Here is a 20,865-nt window from a genome sequence, read left to right as displayed (position 1 = left end):
AATACCCTGTAGCTACATAGTGCTATTGTTTACGATCAAATGTGACTACGGCTCAGATGAATGAAAAAGTTCAATAGTTAAAGCTGGTTGATAAAAATTCTTACATACTGGTATACTTACCCTTCACCATAAAACAAATAAAAAAACCGCATATTCCCGCATTTATTTGGCCAATTTATGCAAATATGTTTGTTGATTCATGCATAAAGCGGCATTGGGGAGAAAATACTATTATTTTTATTTAACCTTTCATACTTTTTACGGGATTTGCGAAGTGTATTTTTTTTAATTTGGTAGTCATATGAAAAAAATGATGGTTACAGCCGTTCTATCCGGCATATCTCTTCTCACCTATGCGCAACAACCAGCAAAAAAACCACTCGATCAAAGTGTGTATGACAGCTGGCAAAGCATTGGCACCAAAGTCATCAGCAACAATGGACAATTGGTTGTTTACACCATTACACCACAGGAAGGTGATGCTTCTCTGGTGATCTACTACACAAAATCAAAGAAACAAATTTCGGTGCCCCGTGGTAGTACACCGGTTATTACGGAAGATAACCGATATGTGGTGTTTGCAATTAAACCCACTTTTGCGGCTGTAAGACAGGCAAAAATTAAAAAGAAAAAAACGGCAGAAATGCCGAAAGACTCACTGGGGATCTTATATCCGGGTGCAGATACTGTATACAAAACTGGTACCATCCGCAGTTTCAAAACGCCTGAAAAAGGCAGCGGTGTACTCGCTTACCTGCTGGAAAAAACACAGGTGGATACGAGTAGCGGCAACCTGGTGATTGTATCGCTCAATAAACAACAACAGGATACCATAAAAAACGTACAGGATTATGTGATCAGTAAAACTGGTAACTACCTGCTCGTAGAACTGGTAGCAGATAAAAAAGATTCTACTACGCATGATGCCCTGCTTCGCTGGGATGTAAGCGCGAGAAAAGCAGATACACTGAGCAGAGGTTTTGGTAACAGAACACAACTTTCATTTGATGATGCAGGTAAACAAGCAGCCTGGGTAAATACCCGCGATAGCGTAAAAGCACTACAACAGTTCTATGAATTATATTACTATACTGCTGGTCAGGATACTGGTGCGATTGTGGCAGACAGGAACACCAAAGCGTTTCCGGCAGGTTGGTCTGTGAGTCAAAATGGTAAAGTATGGTTCAGCAAAAACGGTGAAAGATTATTCTTTGGTTCTGCACCTGTTCCGGCTGCAAAGGATACGAATATCGTAGACTTTGAAGTAGCGAAAGTAGATATCTGGAATTACCTGGATGATTACCTGCAACCGATGCAGTTGAAAAACCTGGAAAAAGATCAGCAAAAGAATTTCCTCGCTGTTTATTTTCCTAATAATAAAAAAGTATTGCAACTCGCAGATAAAGATGTGGATAATGTGACGGTTGCTGATGAAGGGAATAGTGATTATGCAATTGCCTATACAGATAAAGGTCAGAGAGTGGCAGTACAGTGGACAGGCGGTACGTTGAAAACATCTTACCTGCTGCGTATTACAGATGCTTCACGTAAACTCATCATCAAAGATCTGGATAGTGCATCTTATATTTCTCCTGATGGTAAATATGTGATCTGGTATGACCTGAATCAAAAACATTATTTCACATACGAAACTGCTACAGGTACTACGCGTAATATCACCTCCAACATTCCTGTTCAGGTATATGATGAAGAAGATGATCAGCCGGAAACACCGGGTAGCTATGGTATCGCAGCATGGCTGGAAAAGGATGCAGCTGTGTATATCTATGACAGGTATGACATCTGGAAAGTAGATCCTTCCGGAAAGCAGGCGCCAGTAATGATTACAGGTGGTACGGGCAGACAACAGCAGCTGGTGTTCCGCTATGTGAAACTGACTAAAGATGAACGCTTCCTGAAAGCAGGTCAGCAGCTGGTGTTAGTCACTTACAATGATATCACAAAAGAAAACGGTTATTACACGACAGAAAGTACAAAGAGTAATTTGAAACCAGTAGTAATGGGGCCTTACAACTATACAAAACTGGTGAAGGCAGATAATGCGAATTACTATTTGTATTCCAGAGAAAATTATCAGCAATCGCCAGATGTATATGGTGGTAGCGATATTGCACATGCTGTACAACTGAGTCATCTCAATCCACAGCAGGCGGAATACAACTGGGGTACAGCTTCTCTCTTTAAATGGACGGCTTATAATGGTCAGCCGGCTGAAGGTATTTTGTACAAACCGGAAGACTTTGATAGTACGAAGTCTTATCCGGTGCTAATGTATTTTTATGAGAAATTGTCTGAGCAATTATACTGGTATATTCCACCAGCACCAACACCTTCCAGACTGAATATTTCTTTCTTTGTGAGCAGAGGTTACCTGGTACTGGTGCCTGATATACATTATGAAAAAGGGCATCCGGGCAAGAGTGCGTATGACTATGTAGTGAGTGGAGCACGTGCATTGGCAGCACATTCATGGGCAGATAGTACCAGGATGGGTATACAGGGGCAGAGTTGGGGTGGTTATCAGGTGGCATACCTGATCACAGCTACTAAGTTGTTCAGTGCAGCATGGGCGGGTGCGCCAGTGGCAAATATGACAAGTGCATATGGTGGTATCAGGTGGGAAAGTGGTATGAACAGGCAGTTCCAGTATGAGCGGTCTCAGAGCCGTATTGGTGCTACGCTGTGGGAGAAACCAGAGTTGTATATTGAGAATTCTCCCCTCTTCCACCTGCCAAATGTATCTACTCCATTGGCTATCATGGCAAATGATGCGGACGGTGCAGTGCCCTGGTATCAGGGGATAGAGCTGTTTACAGGTATGCGCAGACTGGGGAAACCGGTATGGATGCTGAATTACAACAATGAAGCACATAATTTGATACAGCGGCAGAATAGGAAGGATATTTCCCGTAGGGAGCAACAGTTCTTTGATCATTTTCTGAAGGGGGCACCTGCGCCTGAGTGGATTTCGAAAGGGGTTCCTGCGTTGGATAAGGGGAGAAACTGGGGCTGGGATATAGAGAAAAACTAATGTCCGATGCCGGGCAAAACTGCTGATAACTAACTGATTTCAGGGATATAAATCAAAAGCACTAAGGGCCGCAAATTGCGGCCCTTAGTGCTTTTAGCCCGATTTATCCGTTATAAAGTATTGTGTCTCAGCCCAATCAAATTAATTTTTTTTATATACTTTCTAAGTTCTATGTTTGTATCAGAAATGAGACCCTGATTGGATTGTGATTTTAACCGACTAACCACCTAACGTGCTGATCCTATGAACTTCCGTATCTACTCCCCGGCAGCATCGCTTGCCCCTTATGTAAAGCATTACTATCATTTACAGAATGGCAATGATGGTTTGCTACATCTTCCTCAGAACCTGTTTTCTTTGGGTGACCTGTATATGGTTTTCTTACAGGAAGGTGAAGTAACTTTTCAGCCTGAACAACATGCTTCTTTTACACTGCCTAAAGCAGCTGTGGTAGGACATTTTACCTGTCATCATACGATCAGGGTACAAGGACCGGTGAAGATGACGGTTGTACAGCTGAATGCGTATGGTTGTTATAAACTGGCCGGACTGAACATGTCTGCTTTCAACAATTATTATCGTGATTTGCTGAAGCAGGATAGTGGGCAGTGGCAGTATTTGGTAGAAGCGATACAGCAAACTACTGATTTTATGCAGTTGGATGCTGTGCTGGATAAGGTGTTTATTGATATGATGGCCACACAGGAGCATTCACTGAAGCAGATGGATGAAGTGGCTGATTATATGTTGCGTCATCAGGGGCATGTGAATATAGAAAGGTTGGTGAGGAAGTTTAAGATTTCCCGTCCTACATTGGAGAGGAAGTTTATGGAGGTGATTGGAATTACGCCACAGTTGTATGCCAGGATGTTGCGATTCAGAGATGCGATGAGGCATATGCAGCAGATGAATGTAGAGCAGTGGCAGTCATTTATTACGAAGAGTGAGTCTTATAATCAGGATTTGTTTAATCAGGATTTTCGGTTTTTTAAGGGTTCTGAGAGTACGATAGCGAGGATGCCGGTATCACAGACGATGGCGGTAGCGTAAGAGGGGATTGATTGTACTATTGCCTGAAGATTTTAATCACAGATGATGGCGGTAGCATAACGATAGGAATAATACTTCTATTTCCCTGCCTGAATTTTTGCATGCGCAGATAATTTTTACTATACAATGAAAAAGGTGTCTTGTTCGAGGCACCTTTTTTGCTTTCTTTGTAGCTCATACTGATCTCTATGATGCTCAACCATAACCACAACGCCGAGTACTGGCGTGAACATTTGCAATTGGAATCTCATGTGGAAGGCGGGTCTTTCCGGGAAACTTACCGGGCGGCTTTGAAAGTGCCGACGTCGGTATTGCCGTCTACCTTTAAGGGGGAGCGGAATGCATCGACGGGGATTTATTTTTTGCTGGAATTTGGAGATTTTTCTGCTTTTCATAGAATAGCGGCGGATGAGATGTGGCATTTTTATGATGGGTATACACTCACGATATATGAGATTAAGCCGGAGGGGGCACTCGTGGTGCATCAGCTGGGGAAGCATGTGCATTTGGGAGAAATGCCACAGTTGGTGATATCGGCGGGTAGTTGGTTTGCTTCGAGGGTAGAGGTGGAAGATGGATATACATTGGTAGGGTGTACAGTGGCGCCGGGGTTTGATTTTGCGGATTTTGAGTTGGGGGATCGGGCGGAATTGCAGAAGGCGTACCCGGCCCATGCGGGGATTGTGGAGGAATTAACGAGGTAGCTGAAGCTTTAGGGCAGAGTCAATCAGATAGCTGATAGTGATGACAGAATTGACCAAATAACTGTTAGCCGAAGGATGAGCTAACCTGATAGTGATGACTGAATTTATCAGCTCAATGATGGTTAAATTAACCAGATAATTTATGATTGCCAATATGAAAAAGTTTTTACGGTTTTTGATAATTGTAGGGTTTGCATTATTACTCTTTTGGCTGGGAAAACAGTTTGGGAGTAAGAATGTGAACCAGGAGATATTATCAAACAGCATGATTGTGAGGGAGATTGCGGAGCTGGCAAGTTTGGAAGTGCAGGGGAATGCGACGATCAAGAGGAGCAATGTGGCGAATGATGGGAGTTGGATGAGTAATATGAAAAAAGCATTTGTAGAGAATACAATTTGGGTGACGGTGCCTTATGTGGCGAAGTATGGAGTGGATGTGGATTCCCTGAATTTTAAGGTGGAGATTACTGATAAAAAGATTGTGGTGAAGTTGCCAGAGCCGAAGTTGTTGAGTTATGAGTTAAGGGTAGACAGGATGGAGACGGCGAATAGGAAGGGTTGGTTGTTGTTTTCGGATGACGAGACGTATACGGATGTGCAGAAGAAATTATATACTGAATCGAGGGGGCAAATGGAGGGGAATAAGTTGTATGTGAATCAGAGTAAGGAGAAGGTGGTGAAGATTATAAAAGAATATTATAAACCGTGGTTAAAGGATCACGAGTTAATAGTGGAATTTGATGGCGAAAAGGCCCCCACCCTCAATTAGCGAAAATTTCAGGTTGGGCTTCACCCGACCTGAAATTTTTGTGTACGTGCGATTGAAGGAGCTGCCTGAGGCAGCTCCTTCAATCGCACGTAATGTTTTTAGGCGGCATTATTGGCTATGTATTTTACGAGACTTCGTTTTGCGATCGGTAACAATGTTTCATTTACAGGAAAGGCCAGCTTCGTTTCCACGCGGTACACCGCAGGATTCGGGAGTTTCTTCCGTTTCTTAATAAGCGTAGTTTTGATATGTTCGCAGGAATGAACAAGATCTTTAGCAAAAGACTCAAGGTACTCTGTATGAATCCCCCTATACTTCTCATCATGCCGCTCAAAAATGCTTAGCCTGTACTCATATACCAAAGTCTCCTGTTGCCGGCCATCACACAAAAAGAAATACCCCTCCTGAGAATCCAGGGGAATCAGCCCTACGGGGGAAATCCGCAGACTGTCCTCTACAAATTCATAGATTTCAGTGCCATCTTTGATGGCAGTATTCATCCGGAACATAGCGAACTGAATAATATTCTCCAGCTCCTTCATCAGCTCATCATCCGCGATGATCTGCTCATACAATAACTGTAGACGTTCAATATTCACAGCAGTCAGTCTCTTGGGAAATTGTTGTTGGAGGTACTGTTTGTTGTCCCTGAAAGATACCAGATTATTGAAGTGAAAAATGAGGTCCCCCAGCTGCGGATACAGCTTGTTTTCATTAAAATAACGGTTGATTTGCTGAAGATAAGCCAGTAAAGAGTACTTTTTTGACTCAAAATCAATATAACCGTCTGCAAACCAAGTTTCGCTCAGACTCTTCATATTAAAGATAAATTAATGGATTATCACACTTAATTTACAAAAAAAAACGCATATTCAACCCCCCATTTTGGTGGTATCCATGGGGATTTCAGGGTCAAAATGACCCCCAAAAATTCCTATCAGGAAATAATTTTGAGGGCTGATGCATTTATTGAACTTATTTCTTTAACTTCAGTATTATTTTTCATTTTTTTAATTTTTTAGTCATGAACATTTACGTAGCCAACCTGCACTACAGGTTGAACGATGCGGACCTTCACCAGATATTCAGCGAATTTGGCGAGGTAACTTCTGCAAAAATTATCAAGGACCATGAGACTGGCCGTTCACGCGGTTTTGGTTTTGTGGAAATGCCAAACCAGGAAGAAGGTAGCAAGGCTATGGATAGTTTGAACGGTACTGAAATCGAAGGCAAACAACTAATGGTAAACGAAGCAAGACCTAAACAACCGAATAATAATTCAAGAGGTGGTGGATTTGGTGGAAACCGCGGTGGCGGCGGATATGGTGGCGGCGGTGGCCGTGGCCGTTACTAATTATTCTGTTGGCCCAAAGCTTATTTCGGTCAAGAAATTAAAGGCTCCCAATTCCGATTGGGAGCTTTTTTTATGCCCTGATGGCAACAAAATGACCCTTCAATTCCTAGTGAATTTCCTGGATGCTATTCGGAAAAAAACAAAATAGCACTCCTAATCATTGAAGGCTTTTTATATCCTGAACCCTGAAAGAAAAGGCTTACTCCCTCTCCCCAAAAGGTCTTCCTCCCTCCTTCTTATTTCCTACCTCTTCCAATAAAAAAAGTATTCCTACCACAAGTAAAAAGTGGTCTACTTACAAGTAAAAAAATGCGCTTACCACTAGTCCAGGGTAGCATCACCACAAGTAAAAAAAAAAGCACTTACCATTAGTCTAAAGTGCCCTCATTACAAGTAAAAAAGCGCTCCCACCACAAGGTGAAAGCGCTCTTCGCTAAAAAGGTTCGCCATCAGCGGGCAATTGAAGCCGAGGCAAAGCCCATTAATATTCCCGATGTGTATCGAAGTTCTCTAACTCATGTACTACCGCACTTAAGAAGGTAGAACCCAATGCCCCATCAATAATTCTATGATCATAAGACATTGACAGATACATCATATGTCGGATCGCAATCGTATCCCCATGTTCTGTCTCTATCACCACCGGACGCTTCTTTATTGTACCCACTGCCAGTATCGCTACCTGGGGCTGGTTAATAATAGGCGTACCCGCCAGGCTACCAAAATTACCCACATTCGTGAGGGTGATGGTACCATTCTGGGTATCATCCGGCTTTAATTTATTATTACGTGCAGCGTTCGCCAGCAGGTTTACCTGCCGGGTCAACCCCACCAGGTTTAGTTGGTCTGCATTGCGGATCACCGGTACAATCAGGTTACCGGTAGGCAGTGCTGCCGCCATACCCACATTGATATCTTTCTTGATGATGATCTTATCACCTTCCAGAGAGCTATTTAATAATGGGAAGCGTTTGATACATTTTACCAATGCTTCTATGAAAAGCGGTGTGAAAGTGATCTTCTCTCCTTCTCTCTTTTCAAAGTTCTTCTTCTCCTGCTCTCTCCACCTAACAATATTTGTTACATCTGCTTCTGCGAAGCTGGTCACGTGCGGGCTTGTCTGCACGCTTCTCACCATGTGATCAGCGATCAGTTTGCGCATACGATCCATTTCGATGATCTCTGCAGTACCATTGTAAGATACGGAGTGACCATTGGAATTAGCTTGTGATTGTGGTTGTACCTGCACCTGCTGTACCTGAGGTACCTGTGATTGTGGTTGAGGCTCTGATTGTTTTTGTGTCTGTGGTTGAGCCTGAGCTTGTTCCTGTGCTGGCGCTTCTGCGGCCCTGGCCGGCATTGGCGTAGCGGTAGGCACAAAACCTTTCGCCTTGGATTCAACGTAGTTGAGTATATCTTTCTTAGTCACACGACCCTCAGTGCCTGTACCCGGAATCTTCTCCAGTTCGGCAAAACCGATACCCTCCTGCTGTGCGATCGTCAGCACCAGCGGAGAATAAAAACGAGGGCCAGCAGCAGTTGTAAACTGTGGCTCATGTACTTCCTCCTGTGGCGTTACCACCTCCACTTCGGCCTGTTGCTGTACAGGCGCTTCAGGAGTGGTCGCAGGCGCAGTGGCTGAGGCTTCCACATTCGTGTTGATACGTGCTATCACAGCACCTACCGGAACGACATCATTTTCTGCGTAGAGTATCTCGGTAATTTCGCCATCGGCGATAGAAGGTACTTCGCTGTCTACCTTATCAGTGGCAATTTCCAGGATAGTCTCATCAGCTTTTACCTGATCTCCCGGTTTTTTATGCCAGCGTAATATGGTGGCTTCCATTATACTTTCTCCCATCTTGGGCATTACCAGTTCTACAATGGCCATAAGATTGCGTTTAACTATTTGATAGAAAACAAAAGTATGAATTAAATACTAATAATCAGGAATGGGGAAGATGCATGCAGGCTTTCTGATGAACATCATTTTATAGAATGATCTTCCGCAGCTCATTCTATAAATAGGCTGCTGACATCTGAATCATTTACTGAAAGATCTTCCATGGCTCACTCATTGCATAAGCCGCTGCCAAATACATATTTACTGTATGATCTTTCGCAGCTCATTCATTGCATAAGCCGCTGTCATCTGAATATTCAAATACCGATCATATCTTAACTGAAACTTCGCAGCTACTGTTTCATGCGCACTACCTACTCCTACCCATACCGTACCCACAGGCTTCTCCGGTGTTCCACCATCAGGCCCCATGATGCCGGATACGGCTATCACATAGTCAGTTTGTAAATGAGCCAGTGCTCCACGTACCATTTCCTTTACCACCGCTTCACTCACCGCTCCATTTGCCGCCAGTGTTTCAGGTTTTACTCCCAGAATACGGGTTTTGATTTCATTCGCATAGCTGATCACACTGCCTTTGTACCATGCGGAACTACCCGGCACCAGTGTCATACTATGTGCTATAAAGCCACCAGTACAGCTTTCAGCCGTACCTACGGTTTTACCTTTTTCCTTGAGCAACTGACCAACCACCTCTGCCATCGGTTGATCCTGATCTGCCACCACGATGTCTGACAAAATATCTTTCAGCTGGTGAAACTGCATTGACAATGAAGCAGCTGTCGATAATTTATCTTGTCCATGGGCCGTGAGGCGCAGTTTGATGGTACCATACGAAGGCAGATACGCCAGTTTGATATTGGCTGGCAGCTGTGCTTCGAAATCCACCAAACGCTCTGCTACAAAGGACTCTCCCATTCCAGCAATGATCAATGTCTGGTGCACGACCACCGGTGTCTGAAAATATTCCTTTAATCGTGGCAACACATGATCTTCCATCAGACCTTTCATCTCAAATGGAACACCCGGCATGGATACGAACACTTTACCATCCTTCTCAAACCACATACCCGGTGCGGTTCCCCGCTTATTATGCAATACGGTACATACATCCGGCACCAGTGCCTGATCCATATTACGTTGTAATGGAGGCAGTCCACGGCTTTCGAAGAACTCCATCACCTGTTTATAAGTGGCTTCATCCCTCACCATTGTGCCGCCAAAATATTCTGCCAGCGTAGGTTTGGTGATATCATCTGCAGTAGGCCCCAGGCCTCCTGTGATCAATATGATGGGCGACAGCGCGCTCTCATCGTCCAATGCCTTTACGATGGCTTCCTTCACATCGCCAATCGCCACCCGGCGATGCACCCATATACCCATGGCATTGAGTTGCTGCGCCATCCACGCCGAATTCGTATCTATCGTCTGTCCGATCAGTAATTCATCGCCAATTGTGATAATACTGGCTACTACCTTTTGCCCTTCCATAGTATTGTTATTATATTACAGGCTATTCAAAAAAAGGCGCTAAAGCTTCCCGCATTACCGGAGGCAGGCCATATTTAGTTTTGGTATCTGCATGTAAAAATACGAGTGTGGTCACCCCTACATTCAGCAACTCGCCCTTTTCGTTGTACAATTCTGAATGGAACCGGATCTTGTGATCTACTGGCATCTCCTTCAGTATAGTCTTCACGGTTATCAGGTCATCATAGTATGCCGGCCGTATGTACTTTACATTCAGCTCTGCCACTGGCATGATTACGCCTTCTTTTTCCAGCTGGGCGTATGTAAAGCCCAGTTTACGGATGGCTTCTGCACGTCCTACTTCATAATATAAGCCATAATTCCCGTAATAAAGGTACCCCATCTGGTCTGTCTCTCCATATCGTACCCTGATTTGTGTCGTCTCTATAAACATATCTTTGCTTTAACTTTCTCATTTACAGCACTTATTTGCCGATTGCATTGTCCAGGCTGAACTTTCCCGGACCACTGAACAGGATCACAAGGAAAGGAACAAGGTACAATATAGCTGGTTCCTGATCTTTCAGTGACTGATGACCATGGATCATAAACAATGCCACACCCATCGTAACTATCACAGGCACAGTGGCTAAGCGGGTCAGAAGACCTATTACTACCAGTCCTGCACAGAACACCTCTGCAAATACTGCTAAGCCCAGGGAAACAGCGTGACCTATATGCAATGGATCAGGAAAGGTATCCTTCATCCCCGAAAATCCTTTTAATTTAGAGAGACCATGGTTCCACAGCAACAGGGCGCCAAAGCCCACGCGCAGTAACAAAAGAGAGAAATTGATTGCACCGTTGGATGCTTTAGAGGAAAACAGTTTGCTCATATGTCAAAAATGGTTTGATCTTTGCACAAATATAAATCTTTGATTTTTTGATAGTGTATGAAATTGGTGAAGTTGCATCTGCCTCCGGCAGAAGATGTTGAATAGAGGGAGGGATAGAAAGCGGGATTTGCATTCCACTTCGGCAAAAGATATTGCATGCAACGACAGATCGGGAAGATCCAATTTGCATTCCCCTTTGTCAGAAGGTATTGAATGTAAGAGGGAATAACGCAATTCAAATTGTAATTCCTTTTCTAACACCCTATCAAATAAGGGCTTTGAATCTGACAGCACATCATTCCATGTTGTAATCTGCAAAGCTTGCGCAGTTTATTAATTAAAAGCAATAACTATATTTGTCCCTGTTTTAGTTTCCCTGAAAGCATTATTTATTGATCCTTAACAGAAAATAATAACTGTAAGGGATTCGTTTAAAACGCATATTAAAGTTTATAACAGGTTAAAAGCATGCAATTCATAAAAAAGTTTCTTGTTCCCGGACATTTGTTTCTCTATCTGGCTACCTGCTGTATCCTGGCTACTTCGGTCGCCAACGCCCAGCAAACCCGCATCTACACGGAGCCGGATAAAGTCTTCAAAGACGCCCAACAACTTTTCCAACAGGAAAAATATGCGGTGGCCATGCAATTGTTCAAGCAAACACTTGATAATATCGGTTATTTCCAGGAGACCAGCCGTAGCCTGGTAAAAACTGACGCCCAATATTATTATACCGTCTGCGCCCTTAAACTGGGCAACGCCAACGCTGAAAAAGCAGCCCTGGAATACATTGCCACCTACAATAACAATGCAAGGGAACAACTCGTCAGCTATCAGCTGGCTAAATACTACTTCCACCAGAACAAACTGAAGGAAGCCATTCCCCTCTACGAAAAAGCAAACATCGAGAACCTCTCCAACAACGAAATAGCTGAAGCAAAGTTCGAACTCGCCTATTGCTACTTCAATGTGAAAGACTTCAAAAAGGCACAGCCACTGTTCCAGTCGATTAAAGAGCTTCCTGGTAAATACTATATTCCGGCTAACTACTACTACGGTTTCATTGCCTACTACAATCACCAGTATGCTGAAGCCCTTACCAGCTTCCAACGTGTAGTGAAAGAACCTAAATACAGCACTGTCGTACCTTACTATATTGCCGAAATTTATTACTTCCAGCGTAAACCTGACCAGGTGATCGCTTATGCTGAACCACTCGTAAATGCAGGCGGTCAGTACTACGAAGCGGAACTGAAACAGTTACTGGGACAGACTTACTTCGAAAAAGGTAACTATGCAAAAGCACTGCCTTACCTGCAGGAATACCAGGACAATGCAGAAGAAGTACGTAAAGAAGATATCTACCAGCTGTCTTTCAGCTACTACCAGACTGGTAACTACGCAAAAGCTATCAATGGTTTCAAACAACTGAGCAGCGAAAAAGACTCACTGGGTCAGAACTCTATGTACCTGCTGGGTGACTGTTACCTGAAAACAGGTCAGAAAGCCAACGCACGTAATGCCTTCGCCTTCTGTGCGCGCAACAGCGCTAACCCTGGCCAGCAGGAGATCTCCCGTTTCAACTACGGTAAACTCTCTTACGAACTGGGTTATGGCGACGTAGCTATCTCTGAACTCACCAGTTTCCTGAGCACGTATCCCAATTCTGCTTACAAAAACGAAGCAAGAGAAGTACTGGTCAGCGCATTCCTCAACACCAATAACTACAAGGATGCGATGGCGGTCATTGACCAGATCCCTGACAAGAACCCTACTGTGCTGAAAGCGTATCAGAAAATCGCTTACGGCCGTGCAGTAGAACTGATCAACGACCAGCAATTGCAGGATGCTGACAAACTGCTGGACATTGCCATCAAGAATTCTTACGATAATAATGTCGTTCAACTGGCTCACTTCTGGAAAGCAGAAATTGCCATGCGTCAAAACAATACAGATGGCGCTATCACTCACCTGAATGCTTATCTGACCAGCAACGCACCTTCATCTGGTGAAGCGAATCCTCAGACTGCAAGCTACAACATGGGTTATGCGCTCCTGAAAAAAGAAGATTATACCCGTGCCCTTCAACACTTCGAAGCTGCGCAACGTACTACCGGCCCTAATGCGGCCCGTATCACCAACGATGCTGCGCTGCGTGCTGCTGACTGTTACTACATGCTGAAAGATTATTCCAAAGCACTGACGCTGTATGATCGTATCATTTCAGGCAACCAGCCTGGTTCTGACTACGCTACTTATCAGAAAAGTATCATCCTCGGTATTCAGGGTAAATCAAATGAAAAAGTGGCCCTGCTGAAGCAATTGGGTGATAAATATCCTACCTCAGGTTTTGGTAACGATGCTGATCTGGAAATCGCCAATACTTATCTGGCAGATGAGAAATATACTGAAGCTATTCCTTACCTGGAGAATGTGCTGAACAAGCAGCCAAACGGCCCGAATGCACCAAGAGCATTGCTGAAACTGGGTCTCTGCTACTTCAACAGGGATGATGAGACCAAGGCACTCTCCTATTACCGTCAGGTGGTAGAGAAGTACCCTAACTCTCCTGAAGCAAACACCGCACTGGCCAGCATCAAAGACATCTATGTAGGTCAGGGTAAAACAGATGCTTACGTAGCGTTGCTGAAATCTACCGGTCACTCCGTATCTACCAGTGTTGAAGACTCCCTGTCTTATGCTGCTGCTGAAGCTAAGTTCAGCACCGGCGATTGCACAGGTGCTACAGCAGCTTTCACCAGTTACATCCAGCGATTCCCTGACGGTCAGTTCATACTGCCTGCTCAGTTCTACAAATCAGAATGCGCTTATAATAATAAAGATTACACCGGTGCATTGCCTGGTTATGAGTTTGTATTGTCTAAAAACGCCAGCCTCTATGCAGAACGTGCTGCATTGCAAGCTGCCAATATCAACTATTACCAGAATAAAAATTATGAGAAAGCACGTACTTACTACCTGCAGTTACAAGACCTCTCTACCAGCAAGGAAAATACCTTCACTGCTACAAGAGGCCTGATCCGCACCAACTACCAGCTGAAACACTGGGATGAAGTAGGTAACTATAGCGAATTACTATTGTCCAGCTCCAATATCAGTACTGACGACCAGATCATTGGTCACTTCTACCTGGGTAGATCTCAGCAGGAACAAGGTCAGTACGACGAAGCGATGAAGGAACTGAAAATAGCTGCTGGTCTGACAAAATCAGAAACCGGTGCTGAAGCAAGATATAACATTGCGGTTTGCCTGTTGGCTAAAAACGACCTGCCTGCTGCTGAAAAAGCAGGCTTTGATGTGATAAAAAATACGCCGGGTTATGAGATGTGGGTTGCAAAATCCTACATCCTGCTTGGCGATATCTACGCCCGTCAGAAAGACTATTTCAATGCCAAGGCGACTTACCAGAGTATTGCTGAAAATAGCTCTATCGCTGAGCTGAAAGCGGAAGCAAAAGATAAACTGGCGAAGACAGAGGCTGAAGAAAAAGCCGCATCAAAGATCAAATCCAATAAATAATTACGAACTACGACCATAGCATGAACTCATATATCAAACATATTCAACGGGTTTTAACAGTTGCAGGCGCAGTAATGCTGGCACAGCAGGGTACTGCCCAGGACAAAAACCTGAAACAGGAAACGATTGATATCATCTCAAATTACCGCCCGAAACTGCGGGATGCGGCTAAACTGAACCTGACAGCTTCCCTGCCGGCTTCTGATACCACGCGTCCTAAATATCAGTACCAGGTACCTGCGCTGAACCTTTCCTTCCTTTATCAGCCAGTACCCCTGAAACCACTGGCTTTGGGTAAGGATACACTGGCCAACCTGCAGAACAACTTTATCAAAGCCGGTTATGGTAACCTGAGCACACCGCTCATCCAGGCTGGTTTTGGTAGTGGCAGACAGGATAAGTACAACTTCGGGATCTATGGTAACTATACGTCTTCCAAAGGGAGTATCAAGAACCAGGATTATAGTACACTCAATGTACTGGCATCCGGTACTTACTTCTCCCCTCTACTCGAGATCAATGGTAGTGTAGGTTATGATCGCAACCAGTTACATTATTATGGATATGACCATGCGGCATACGACTATAGCAAGAGCGATGTAAAGCAGGCCTTCAACCAGTTCACCGCACAGGTGGGTGTGAAGAACAGGCCACAGAATGACTGGGCATTTATGTTCCAGCCTTCTGCAAAGTTCATTTACTATAGCGATGCTTACAACCGCAAGGAGCCAACTGTAATACTGAAAGCACCTGTGAGCAAACAATTGTTCGAAGATATCTTCCTGCGTGTGGAAGGTGTGTTTGACCTGTCTTCTTTCAAAGCAAAAGACAGTGCACAGTTTAATAACAATGTTGTAGCGATTCATCCTGCACTGGAAATCATCAAACCAAGGTTTGTATTGCATGCAGGTGTGAACCCTACCTGGACGAACAGTAAGTTTTACCTGTTGCCAGACATCGTGAACGAGTCACACATCATTTACAAGAAAGTGATCCTGAGCAGTGGCTGGATTTCTTATATCAATAAGAACAGCTTCCGCAACATGACCAATACGAATCCGTTCTTCACCAGCTATGGCAGCGGTATCCTGAATACCCGTGTGGAAGAGAAGTACACAGGTATCAAAGGTACCCTGGGTAGCCACTTCAACTACAACACCAAGTTTGCAGCAGTGACCTGGTACAACATGCCGCTGTTTGTAAATGACAGCCTGGATGGTAAGACTTTCTACACCAGGAACGAAGCTGAACTGCGTGCATTCAACCTGCATGGTGAAGTAGGTTATATCCAGGAAGAGAAGTTCCAGCTGCGTTTTACTGTAGACTGGTTCAATTATACCAAACAGAAGACAGAGGTGAAACCATGGGGACTGGTGCCATTCCAGACCGAAGCGTTTGCACAATATACTTTTGCCAGAAAACTGCACCTGAATGCAAATGCATTCTTCCTGGGCAGCAGTTACTACCTGGCAAACGGCGATTTCCAGAAGACCAAAAGCGGTTGGGACCTGAATGCAGGTGCCAGCTATGACATAGGCAAGAACTTCAACCTGTGGGTGAACGCTAATAACGTGTTCAATACCCGCTACCAGCGCTGGTATGGTTACAACACCTACGGTTTCAACATAGTAGGTGGTGTAATGGTTAAATTTTAAAATCGTACCATTGCAGTCTGTGAGGCTATCTTTCTCTCACGGGAAGGATAGCAAACACAGGCATATTTATTGATAGAGAGTTATTTTACAAAGGAATATCTTTTATAAAAATTGGTACTACAGCAATACATACAGGACACTTTGTTCCGGAAGGAACCTTGTATTCTCCCCAAAACAGGCATCTTTTCGGTGCAACATATTCCAGCACGTTATAATGTGACAACCAAGACACTGGAACCACCGCAAGAGGTGATCCTGTTCGAGGATACCTGGGGAGATGAAGAGCAACTGGTGAAATGGATTTCCCAGAGAGAGCATCTGGTCGATAATATTGCCCGGATGAAAATGGAGAAATATGTGGAAGAGGTACAGACCATGCTCAAATCGGGTCAGACCTTCGCTATTCCGGGCGTAGGACAGTTGAAAGCCGATATGGCGGGGCAGGTGATCTTTATTGCAGAGTACCTGCCGATAGAGCTGGAAACCCTGATGGTACAACCCGTGATCAGGACAGACGTGAGTCATCGTGTAACGATCGGTGACAAGGAGTTTGTAAACAACCAGGTAGTGAACCACGTATCTGCTTCTTCAGAAAATGCAAAACCTAATCCGGGATATACCACAAATTCAGATTATCCTCCTTATCCGGAGCCGGCGCAATCTTCTTTCCGCTGGTGGTGGGTGGCTGTACCTGTAGCCGTTGTACTGGCCGCAGGCCTGGTATGGTGGCTCATAGCAAAGCAACCCCTGGAAAGTCAGGAGCCCGTGATCTCTGCAGACAGGAGTACTCCTGCTACAGTAGATACCACACTTGTGCAGGATTCTACTACCCGTACAGACAGCAGTCAGCAACAGGCAGCGTCATCTGCTACGGCTACCAATAAAACCTATTATGTGGTGGTGGAAGAATTTCACGACCTCAAGAAGGCCACCAAAAAGCTAAATTTTCATCATAAAAACGACCGGGGTTACGTAACGCTGCAAGCTGATTCCAATGATACCAGTTTTTACAGACTGTTAGTTCCTTTCAACACCCCATTGGCTGATACAACGAAGTCAAAAGATTCTATCCAGAAATTCTTTGGGGTACCTAAACGTCCTATTGTTTACTAGGACTTTAAATCTCTTTTGCTACTATCTGTAATCCCTCTTCAAAACTGTGTGGCTGATAGCCCAGTTCCTGTACGGCCTTATCAATCACGAAACCTGTCCTGGCAGGGCGTTTAGCTGGTTGTGTAAAGGTTTTTGCATCTACTTTTTCCAACAATTGTGAGTTTAACTGGAAGTAACCAGCTGTTTGCACAGCCATCTGGTAAGGAGTGAGTGTTTCACCACCAGAGATGTGGAAGATACCACCCGCCTTTTTATCGGCTACCAGTTTACAACCAGCTGCGAGATCCTGTACCAGCGTAGGTGTACGCCATTGATCATCTACCACTTTCAATTTTTTCCCCTGTTCCAGATTCGTTTTTACCCAGGTAATAATGTTACTACGCTTAGGATCTGCGGCTACACCGTATACCAGTACTGTACGCACGATAGACCATGCCAGATGACTATTATGGACAAGCCTTTCTGCGGCTACTTTGGTAGCGCCATAGTAACTGAGGGGGTTTACAGCATCTTCTTCTGCATAAGGGCCTTGTAAGCCATCGAATACAAAGTCAGTGGAGAGAAAGATAAAAAAGCTTTTGGTTTTTTCTGCGGCCTGGATGAGGTAGCGGGTCGCATTGACATTACAGTCCCAACAGGCATCTTTGTTTCTTTCGCAATCGTCTACCTGGGTCATGGCAGCCGCGTGGATAACGATATCTGGCTGATGCTTCTGTAGTAACTGATTAACACTGGAGGACTCTCTCAGGTTAACCGGCTCGTAAAGGTAACCTGCCTGTTTAGGGAGACGATTAGCGCCCCTACCGGTGGCGATGACTTCGTAGCGGGAGTCCTGTAAAAAGAGGGGGATGAGGTGCTGGCCCAATAATCCGTTACTGCCTGTGATTAATACCTTCATATTTATGCCTTTTGCTAAAATTACGAAGAAAAGAGTTTGGTTAAAAAAAAACGCTGATGTCTGGGACATCAGCGTTTTTTTGAAAGAGGCGCAGGCCTTCATTTAATTTTTAAAATGCATTCCCAAATTATACATTATAAAAGCCCATATATCCGCAGATTCCTCTATCAGCTTGCCCGTTGGCTTACCAGCTCCATGGCCGGCCTGCGTGTCTATACGTATAAGCGTTGGGTTAGGCCCTGCATTGTCCGCCTGCAGCGTAGCTGCGAATTTGAATGAGTGTGCAGGCACCACCCTGTCGTCATGATCCCCTGTAGTAACCATGGTAGCAGGGTAAGACGTACCTGGTTTCAGGTTGTGCAGTGGTGAGTATTTGATCAGGTATTTAAACTGATCTTCCTTATCACTGGTGCCATACTCTACACCCCATGCCCATCCGATGGTAAAGTGCTGGTAACGCAACATATCCAGCACTCCTACTGTAGGTATCGCTACCTTGAACAGATCCGGGCGTTGTGTCATCACCGCACCAATCAGCAAACCGCCATTAGAACGGCCATGTACCGCCAGTTTGGAGGTATTGGTATATTTTTCTTTGATCAGGAACTCTGCAGCCCCGATAAAATCGTCAAATACATTCTGTTTCTTTTCGAGCATACCTGCTTTGTGCCATTCTTCGCCGTACTCCGCACCACCACGCAGGGTTACCTGTGCATAGATACCGCCCTGCTCCATAAAGAACAGATTAGATACACTGAAGCCTGGGGTGATCGGGATATTGAAACCACCATAACCATACAGCAATACAGGATTGTTGCCATCCAGTTTGATCCCCTTCTTATAAGAAAGGAACATAGGGATACGGGTACCATCTTTACTATTAAAGAATACCTGTTTGGTTTCGTACTGGGAAGGATCGAATTTCAGTTCAGGTTTAAAATAAGTAGTAGACTTACCGGAAGCTATATCATACTTATATACCAGGGCCGGTGTCACATATGAATTAAAGGTGTAATAGAATTCCTTGTCTTCTTTTTTACCACCGAATCCACCTGCGGTACCGATACCCGGGAGTTTGATCTCCCTTTCCAGGTGACCGGCATAGTTTAACTGGTATACACGGTTGGCAGCATCCTGCAGGTAGGTAGCAAAGAGTTTTCCACCACCGGTACCCACATGCATGAGGGTTTCCTTGCGTTCAGGAATGATTAGTGTACGGGGACCCTCTGGATTTTTGGTATCGATCAGCTCTACCTTATAATTAGGAGCGCCTTCGTTAGTGATCACAAATAGCTTATCGCCGTCATTGTCTATTACATTTGGCTCATGATCGAAGCCTTTGATCAATAATTTGAACGTCTTTTGGTCAGGATTTTTCATGTCCCAGAACCATATCTCATTGCCGGAAGTCCCTTCTGACGCGTTTAAGAGCACGAATCGCTCATCCTCGGTAACGGTTGCCTGAAAATTGCGAAGTGGGTGATCTGAATCAGCGTGGATCAGTACATCCTTATCCTGAGAAGTGCCTACCTTGTGATAGTAAACTTTATGGAATTCGTTCTTTTTGGAGAGTTTGCTGGCTTCGGTAGGTTCGTCATAGCGGCTATAGTAAAAACCATCTCCTCTCCATGAAAGACCACTGAACTTGAGCCAGTTCAGGCTATCCGGGAGCAAAGTTTTGCTAGCTACGTCCATAATACGGGCCTGCTGCCAGTCAGAACCAGCCTTTGCAATTAAATAGGCGGCATATTTTCCATCTTTGGAAAACTGTACGGAGCCTAAAGCTGTTGTACCATCGGCAGAGAGTTTATTCGGGTCGATGAAGACTTCGGGAGTAGCGCCCGGGGTGGTAGACTGCCTGTAAAGTACTGACTGGTTCTGCAAACCATCATTTTTATAGAAGTACAAATAATTGCCTCTATGATCTGGTGCACCAGTTTTTGGATAATTCCATAACACTTCCAGACGATTTTTTATCGAGTCGCGGAACGGTATCTTTGCAAGATAATTCTGGGTGACAGCGTTTTGTTCTTTCACCCATGCTTTGGTTTCCGGGCTGTTATCGTCCTCGAGCCAGCGGTATGGGTCGGCAATAGTGGTACCATGGTAGTTATCTGTCACTTCGGTCTTCCGGGTTTGCGGATAAACGAGGCCGGGCTGTTGAGATTGGGCTTGAGCTGTTGTCATAGTCGTAAGCAGCAATGAGGAATTAATAAAAGTGAAAATAAAAGCATGAAGACGTTGCATTATTGCATTTAAATTATACATATGTATATTTTTTTAAAAAAATACTCTATTGGTTAACTGAAATTGAAAATTTTCTTTAATTCATCAGAATACTATTAGAAAGAATATCCAAAATGTTATTTTTGTGCGCCAATTAAATATTTTTCCGGCAATTTAACCATAAGGAATGTGATAATCAGGAAAAGAAGAGGACTTGCGGAAAGAGATTGTTAGAATATTCGGGATATACCACTATGACACATTTGGGGTATAA

At 44.4% G+C, this 20,865-nt stretch carries 15 protein-coding genes; 8 read left to right on the top strand and 7 right to left on the bottom strand.

Features of this window, described 5'->3' with window-relative positions:
• Positions 1–301 precede the first annotated feature (301 nt).
• From QQL36_RS15620 to QQL36_RS15605, 4 genes are all read left to right on the top strand, one after another.
• A complete protein-coding gene (locus QQL36_RS15620) occupies positions 302–3,052 on the top strand; it encodes an alpha/beta hydrolase family protein (RefSeq protein ID WP_321570205.1) in 2,751 nt (916 codons plus the stop codon).
• A gap of 243 nt (positions 3,053–3,295) precedes the next feature.
• On the top strand, positions 3,296–4,102 hold the full coding sequence (locus tag QQL36_RS15615; RefSeq protein WP_321570204.1) for a DUF6597 domain-containing transcriptional factor: 807 nt from the start codon (positions 3,296–3,298) through the stop codon (positions 4,100–4,102).
• A gap of 188 nt (positions 4,103–4,290) precedes the next feature.
• Complete coding sequence (locus tag QQL36_RS15610) at positions 4,291–4,806, top strand: cupin domain-containing protein (protein ID WP_083720358.1); 516 nt, start codon at positions 4,291–4,293, stop codon at positions 4,804–4,806.
• A gap of 154 nt (positions 4,807–4,960) precedes the next feature.
• The gene (locus QQL36_RS15605) at positions 4,961–5,575 is read left to right on the top strand and encodes a DUF4230 domain-containing protein (protein WP_321570203.1); all 615 of its coding nucleotides are present in this window, start codon (positions 4,961–4,963) and stop codon (positions 5,573–5,575) included.
• Positions 5,576–5,673: 98 nt separating this feature from the next.
• Here the strand turns inward: QQL36_RS15605 and QQL36_RS15600 are convergent, their stop codons facing one another.
• Positions 5,674–6,393: a hypothetical protein gene (locus tag QQL36_RS15600; RefSeq protein WP_321570202.1), complete on the bottom strand. Its 720-nt coding sequence runs from the start codon at positions 6,391–6,393 to the stop codon at positions 5,674–5,676.
• A gap of 206 nt (positions 6,394–6,599) precedes the next feature.
• Between QQL36_RS15600 and QQL36_RS15595 the strand changes: the two genes are divergently transcribed.
• On the top strand, positions 6,600–6,929 hold the full coding sequence (locus QQL36_RS15595) for an RNA recognition motif domain-containing protein (RefSeq protein WP_072361796.1): 330 nt from the start codon (positions 6,600–6,602) through the stop codon (positions 6,927–6,929).
• A gap of 481 nt (positions 6,930–7,410) precedes the next feature.
• Here QQL36_RS15595 and QQL36_RS15590 read toward each other — a convergent pair whose 3' ends face one another.
• The 4 genes from QQL36_RS15590 to QQL36_RS15575 all read right to left on the bottom strand — a co-directional run bounded on the left by QQL36_RS15590 (position 7,411) and on the right by QQL36_RS15575 (position 11,159).
• Positions 7,411–8,820 (bottom strand): dihydrolipoamide acetyltransferase family protein, encoded by a 1,410-nt coding sequence (locus QQL36_RS15590; protein WP_321570201.1) that lies wholly within the window; start codon positions 8,818–8,820, stop codon positions 7,411–7,413.
• Between the two features lie 213 nt (positions 8,821–9,033).
• Entirely contained in the window at positions 9,034–10,284 is a 1,251-nt protein-coding gene (locus QQL36_RS15585) for a CinA family nicotinamide mononucleotide deamidase-related protein (protein ID WP_083720361.1), read from the bottom strand.
• A gap of 22 nt (positions 10,285–10,306) precedes the next feature.
• Positions 10,307–10,717, bottom strand: coding sequence for an acyl-CoA thioesterase (locus QQL36_RS15580; protein ID WP_083720362.1), 411 nt, complete (start codon positions 10,715–10,717; stop codon positions 10,307–10,309).
• A 31-nt stretch (positions 10,718–10,748) separates the two neighbouring features.
• Positions 10,749–11,159: a DoxX family protein gene (locus QQL36_RS15575; RefSeq protein WP_083720363.1), complete on the bottom strand. Its 411-nt coding sequence runs from the start codon at positions 11,157–11,159 to the stop codon at positions 10,749–10,751.
• Between the two features lie 468 nt (positions 11,160–11,627).
• Between QQL36_RS15575 and QQL36_RS15570 the strand changes: the two genes are divergently transcribed.
• The 3 genes from QQL36_RS15570 to QQL36_RS15560 all read left to right on the top strand — a co-directional run bounded on the left by QQL36_RS15570 (position 11,628) and on the right by QQL36_RS15560 (position 17,467).
• Entirely contained in the window at positions 11,628–14,699 is a 3,072-nt protein-coding gene (locus tag QQL36_RS15570; RefSeq protein ID WP_083720364.1) for a tetratricopeptide repeat protein, read from the top strand.
• A gap of 20 nt (positions 14,700–14,719) precedes the next feature.
• Positions 14,720–16,354, top strand: coding sequence for a hypothetical protein (locus QQL36_RS15565; RefSeq protein WP_083720365.1), 1,635 nt, complete (start codon positions 14,720–14,722; stop codon positions 16,352–16,354).
• 111 nt (positions 16,355–16,465) lie between these two features.
• Complete coding sequence (locus QQL36_RS15560; RefSeq protein ID WP_321570200.1) at positions 16,466–17,467, top strand: hypothetical protein; 1,002 nt, start codon at positions 16,466–16,468, stop codon at positions 17,465–17,467.
• A gap of 4 nt (positions 17,468–17,471) precedes the next feature.
• Here QQL36_RS15560 and QQL36_RS15555 read toward each other — a convergent pair whose 3' ends face one another.
• Both QQL36_RS15555 and QQL36_RS15550 read right to left on the bottom strand, forming a co-directional pair.
• Positions 17,472–18,365, bottom strand: coding sequence for an SDR family oxidoreductase (locus QQL36_RS15555; RefSeq protein WP_083720796.1), 894 nt, complete (start codon positions 18,363–18,365; stop codon positions 17,472–17,474).
• Positions 18,366–18,467: 102 nt separating this feature from the next.
• Positions 18,468–20,612 (bottom strand): prolyl oligopeptidase family serine peptidase, encoded by a 2,145-nt coding sequence (locus QQL36_RS15550; RefSeq protein ID WP_083720798.1) that lies wholly within the window; start codon positions 20,610–20,612, stop codon positions 18,468–18,470.
• Between the last annotated feature and the right edge of the window lie 253 nt (positions 20,613–20,865).

The sequence above is a fragment of the Chitinophaga sp. LS1 genome (assembly GCF_034274695.1).
Taxonomy (GTDB): Bacteria; Bacteroidota; Bacteroidia; order Chitinophagales; family Chitinophagaceae; genus Chitinophaga.
This window is presented reverse-complemented; position numbering and strand designations above follow the sequence as displayed.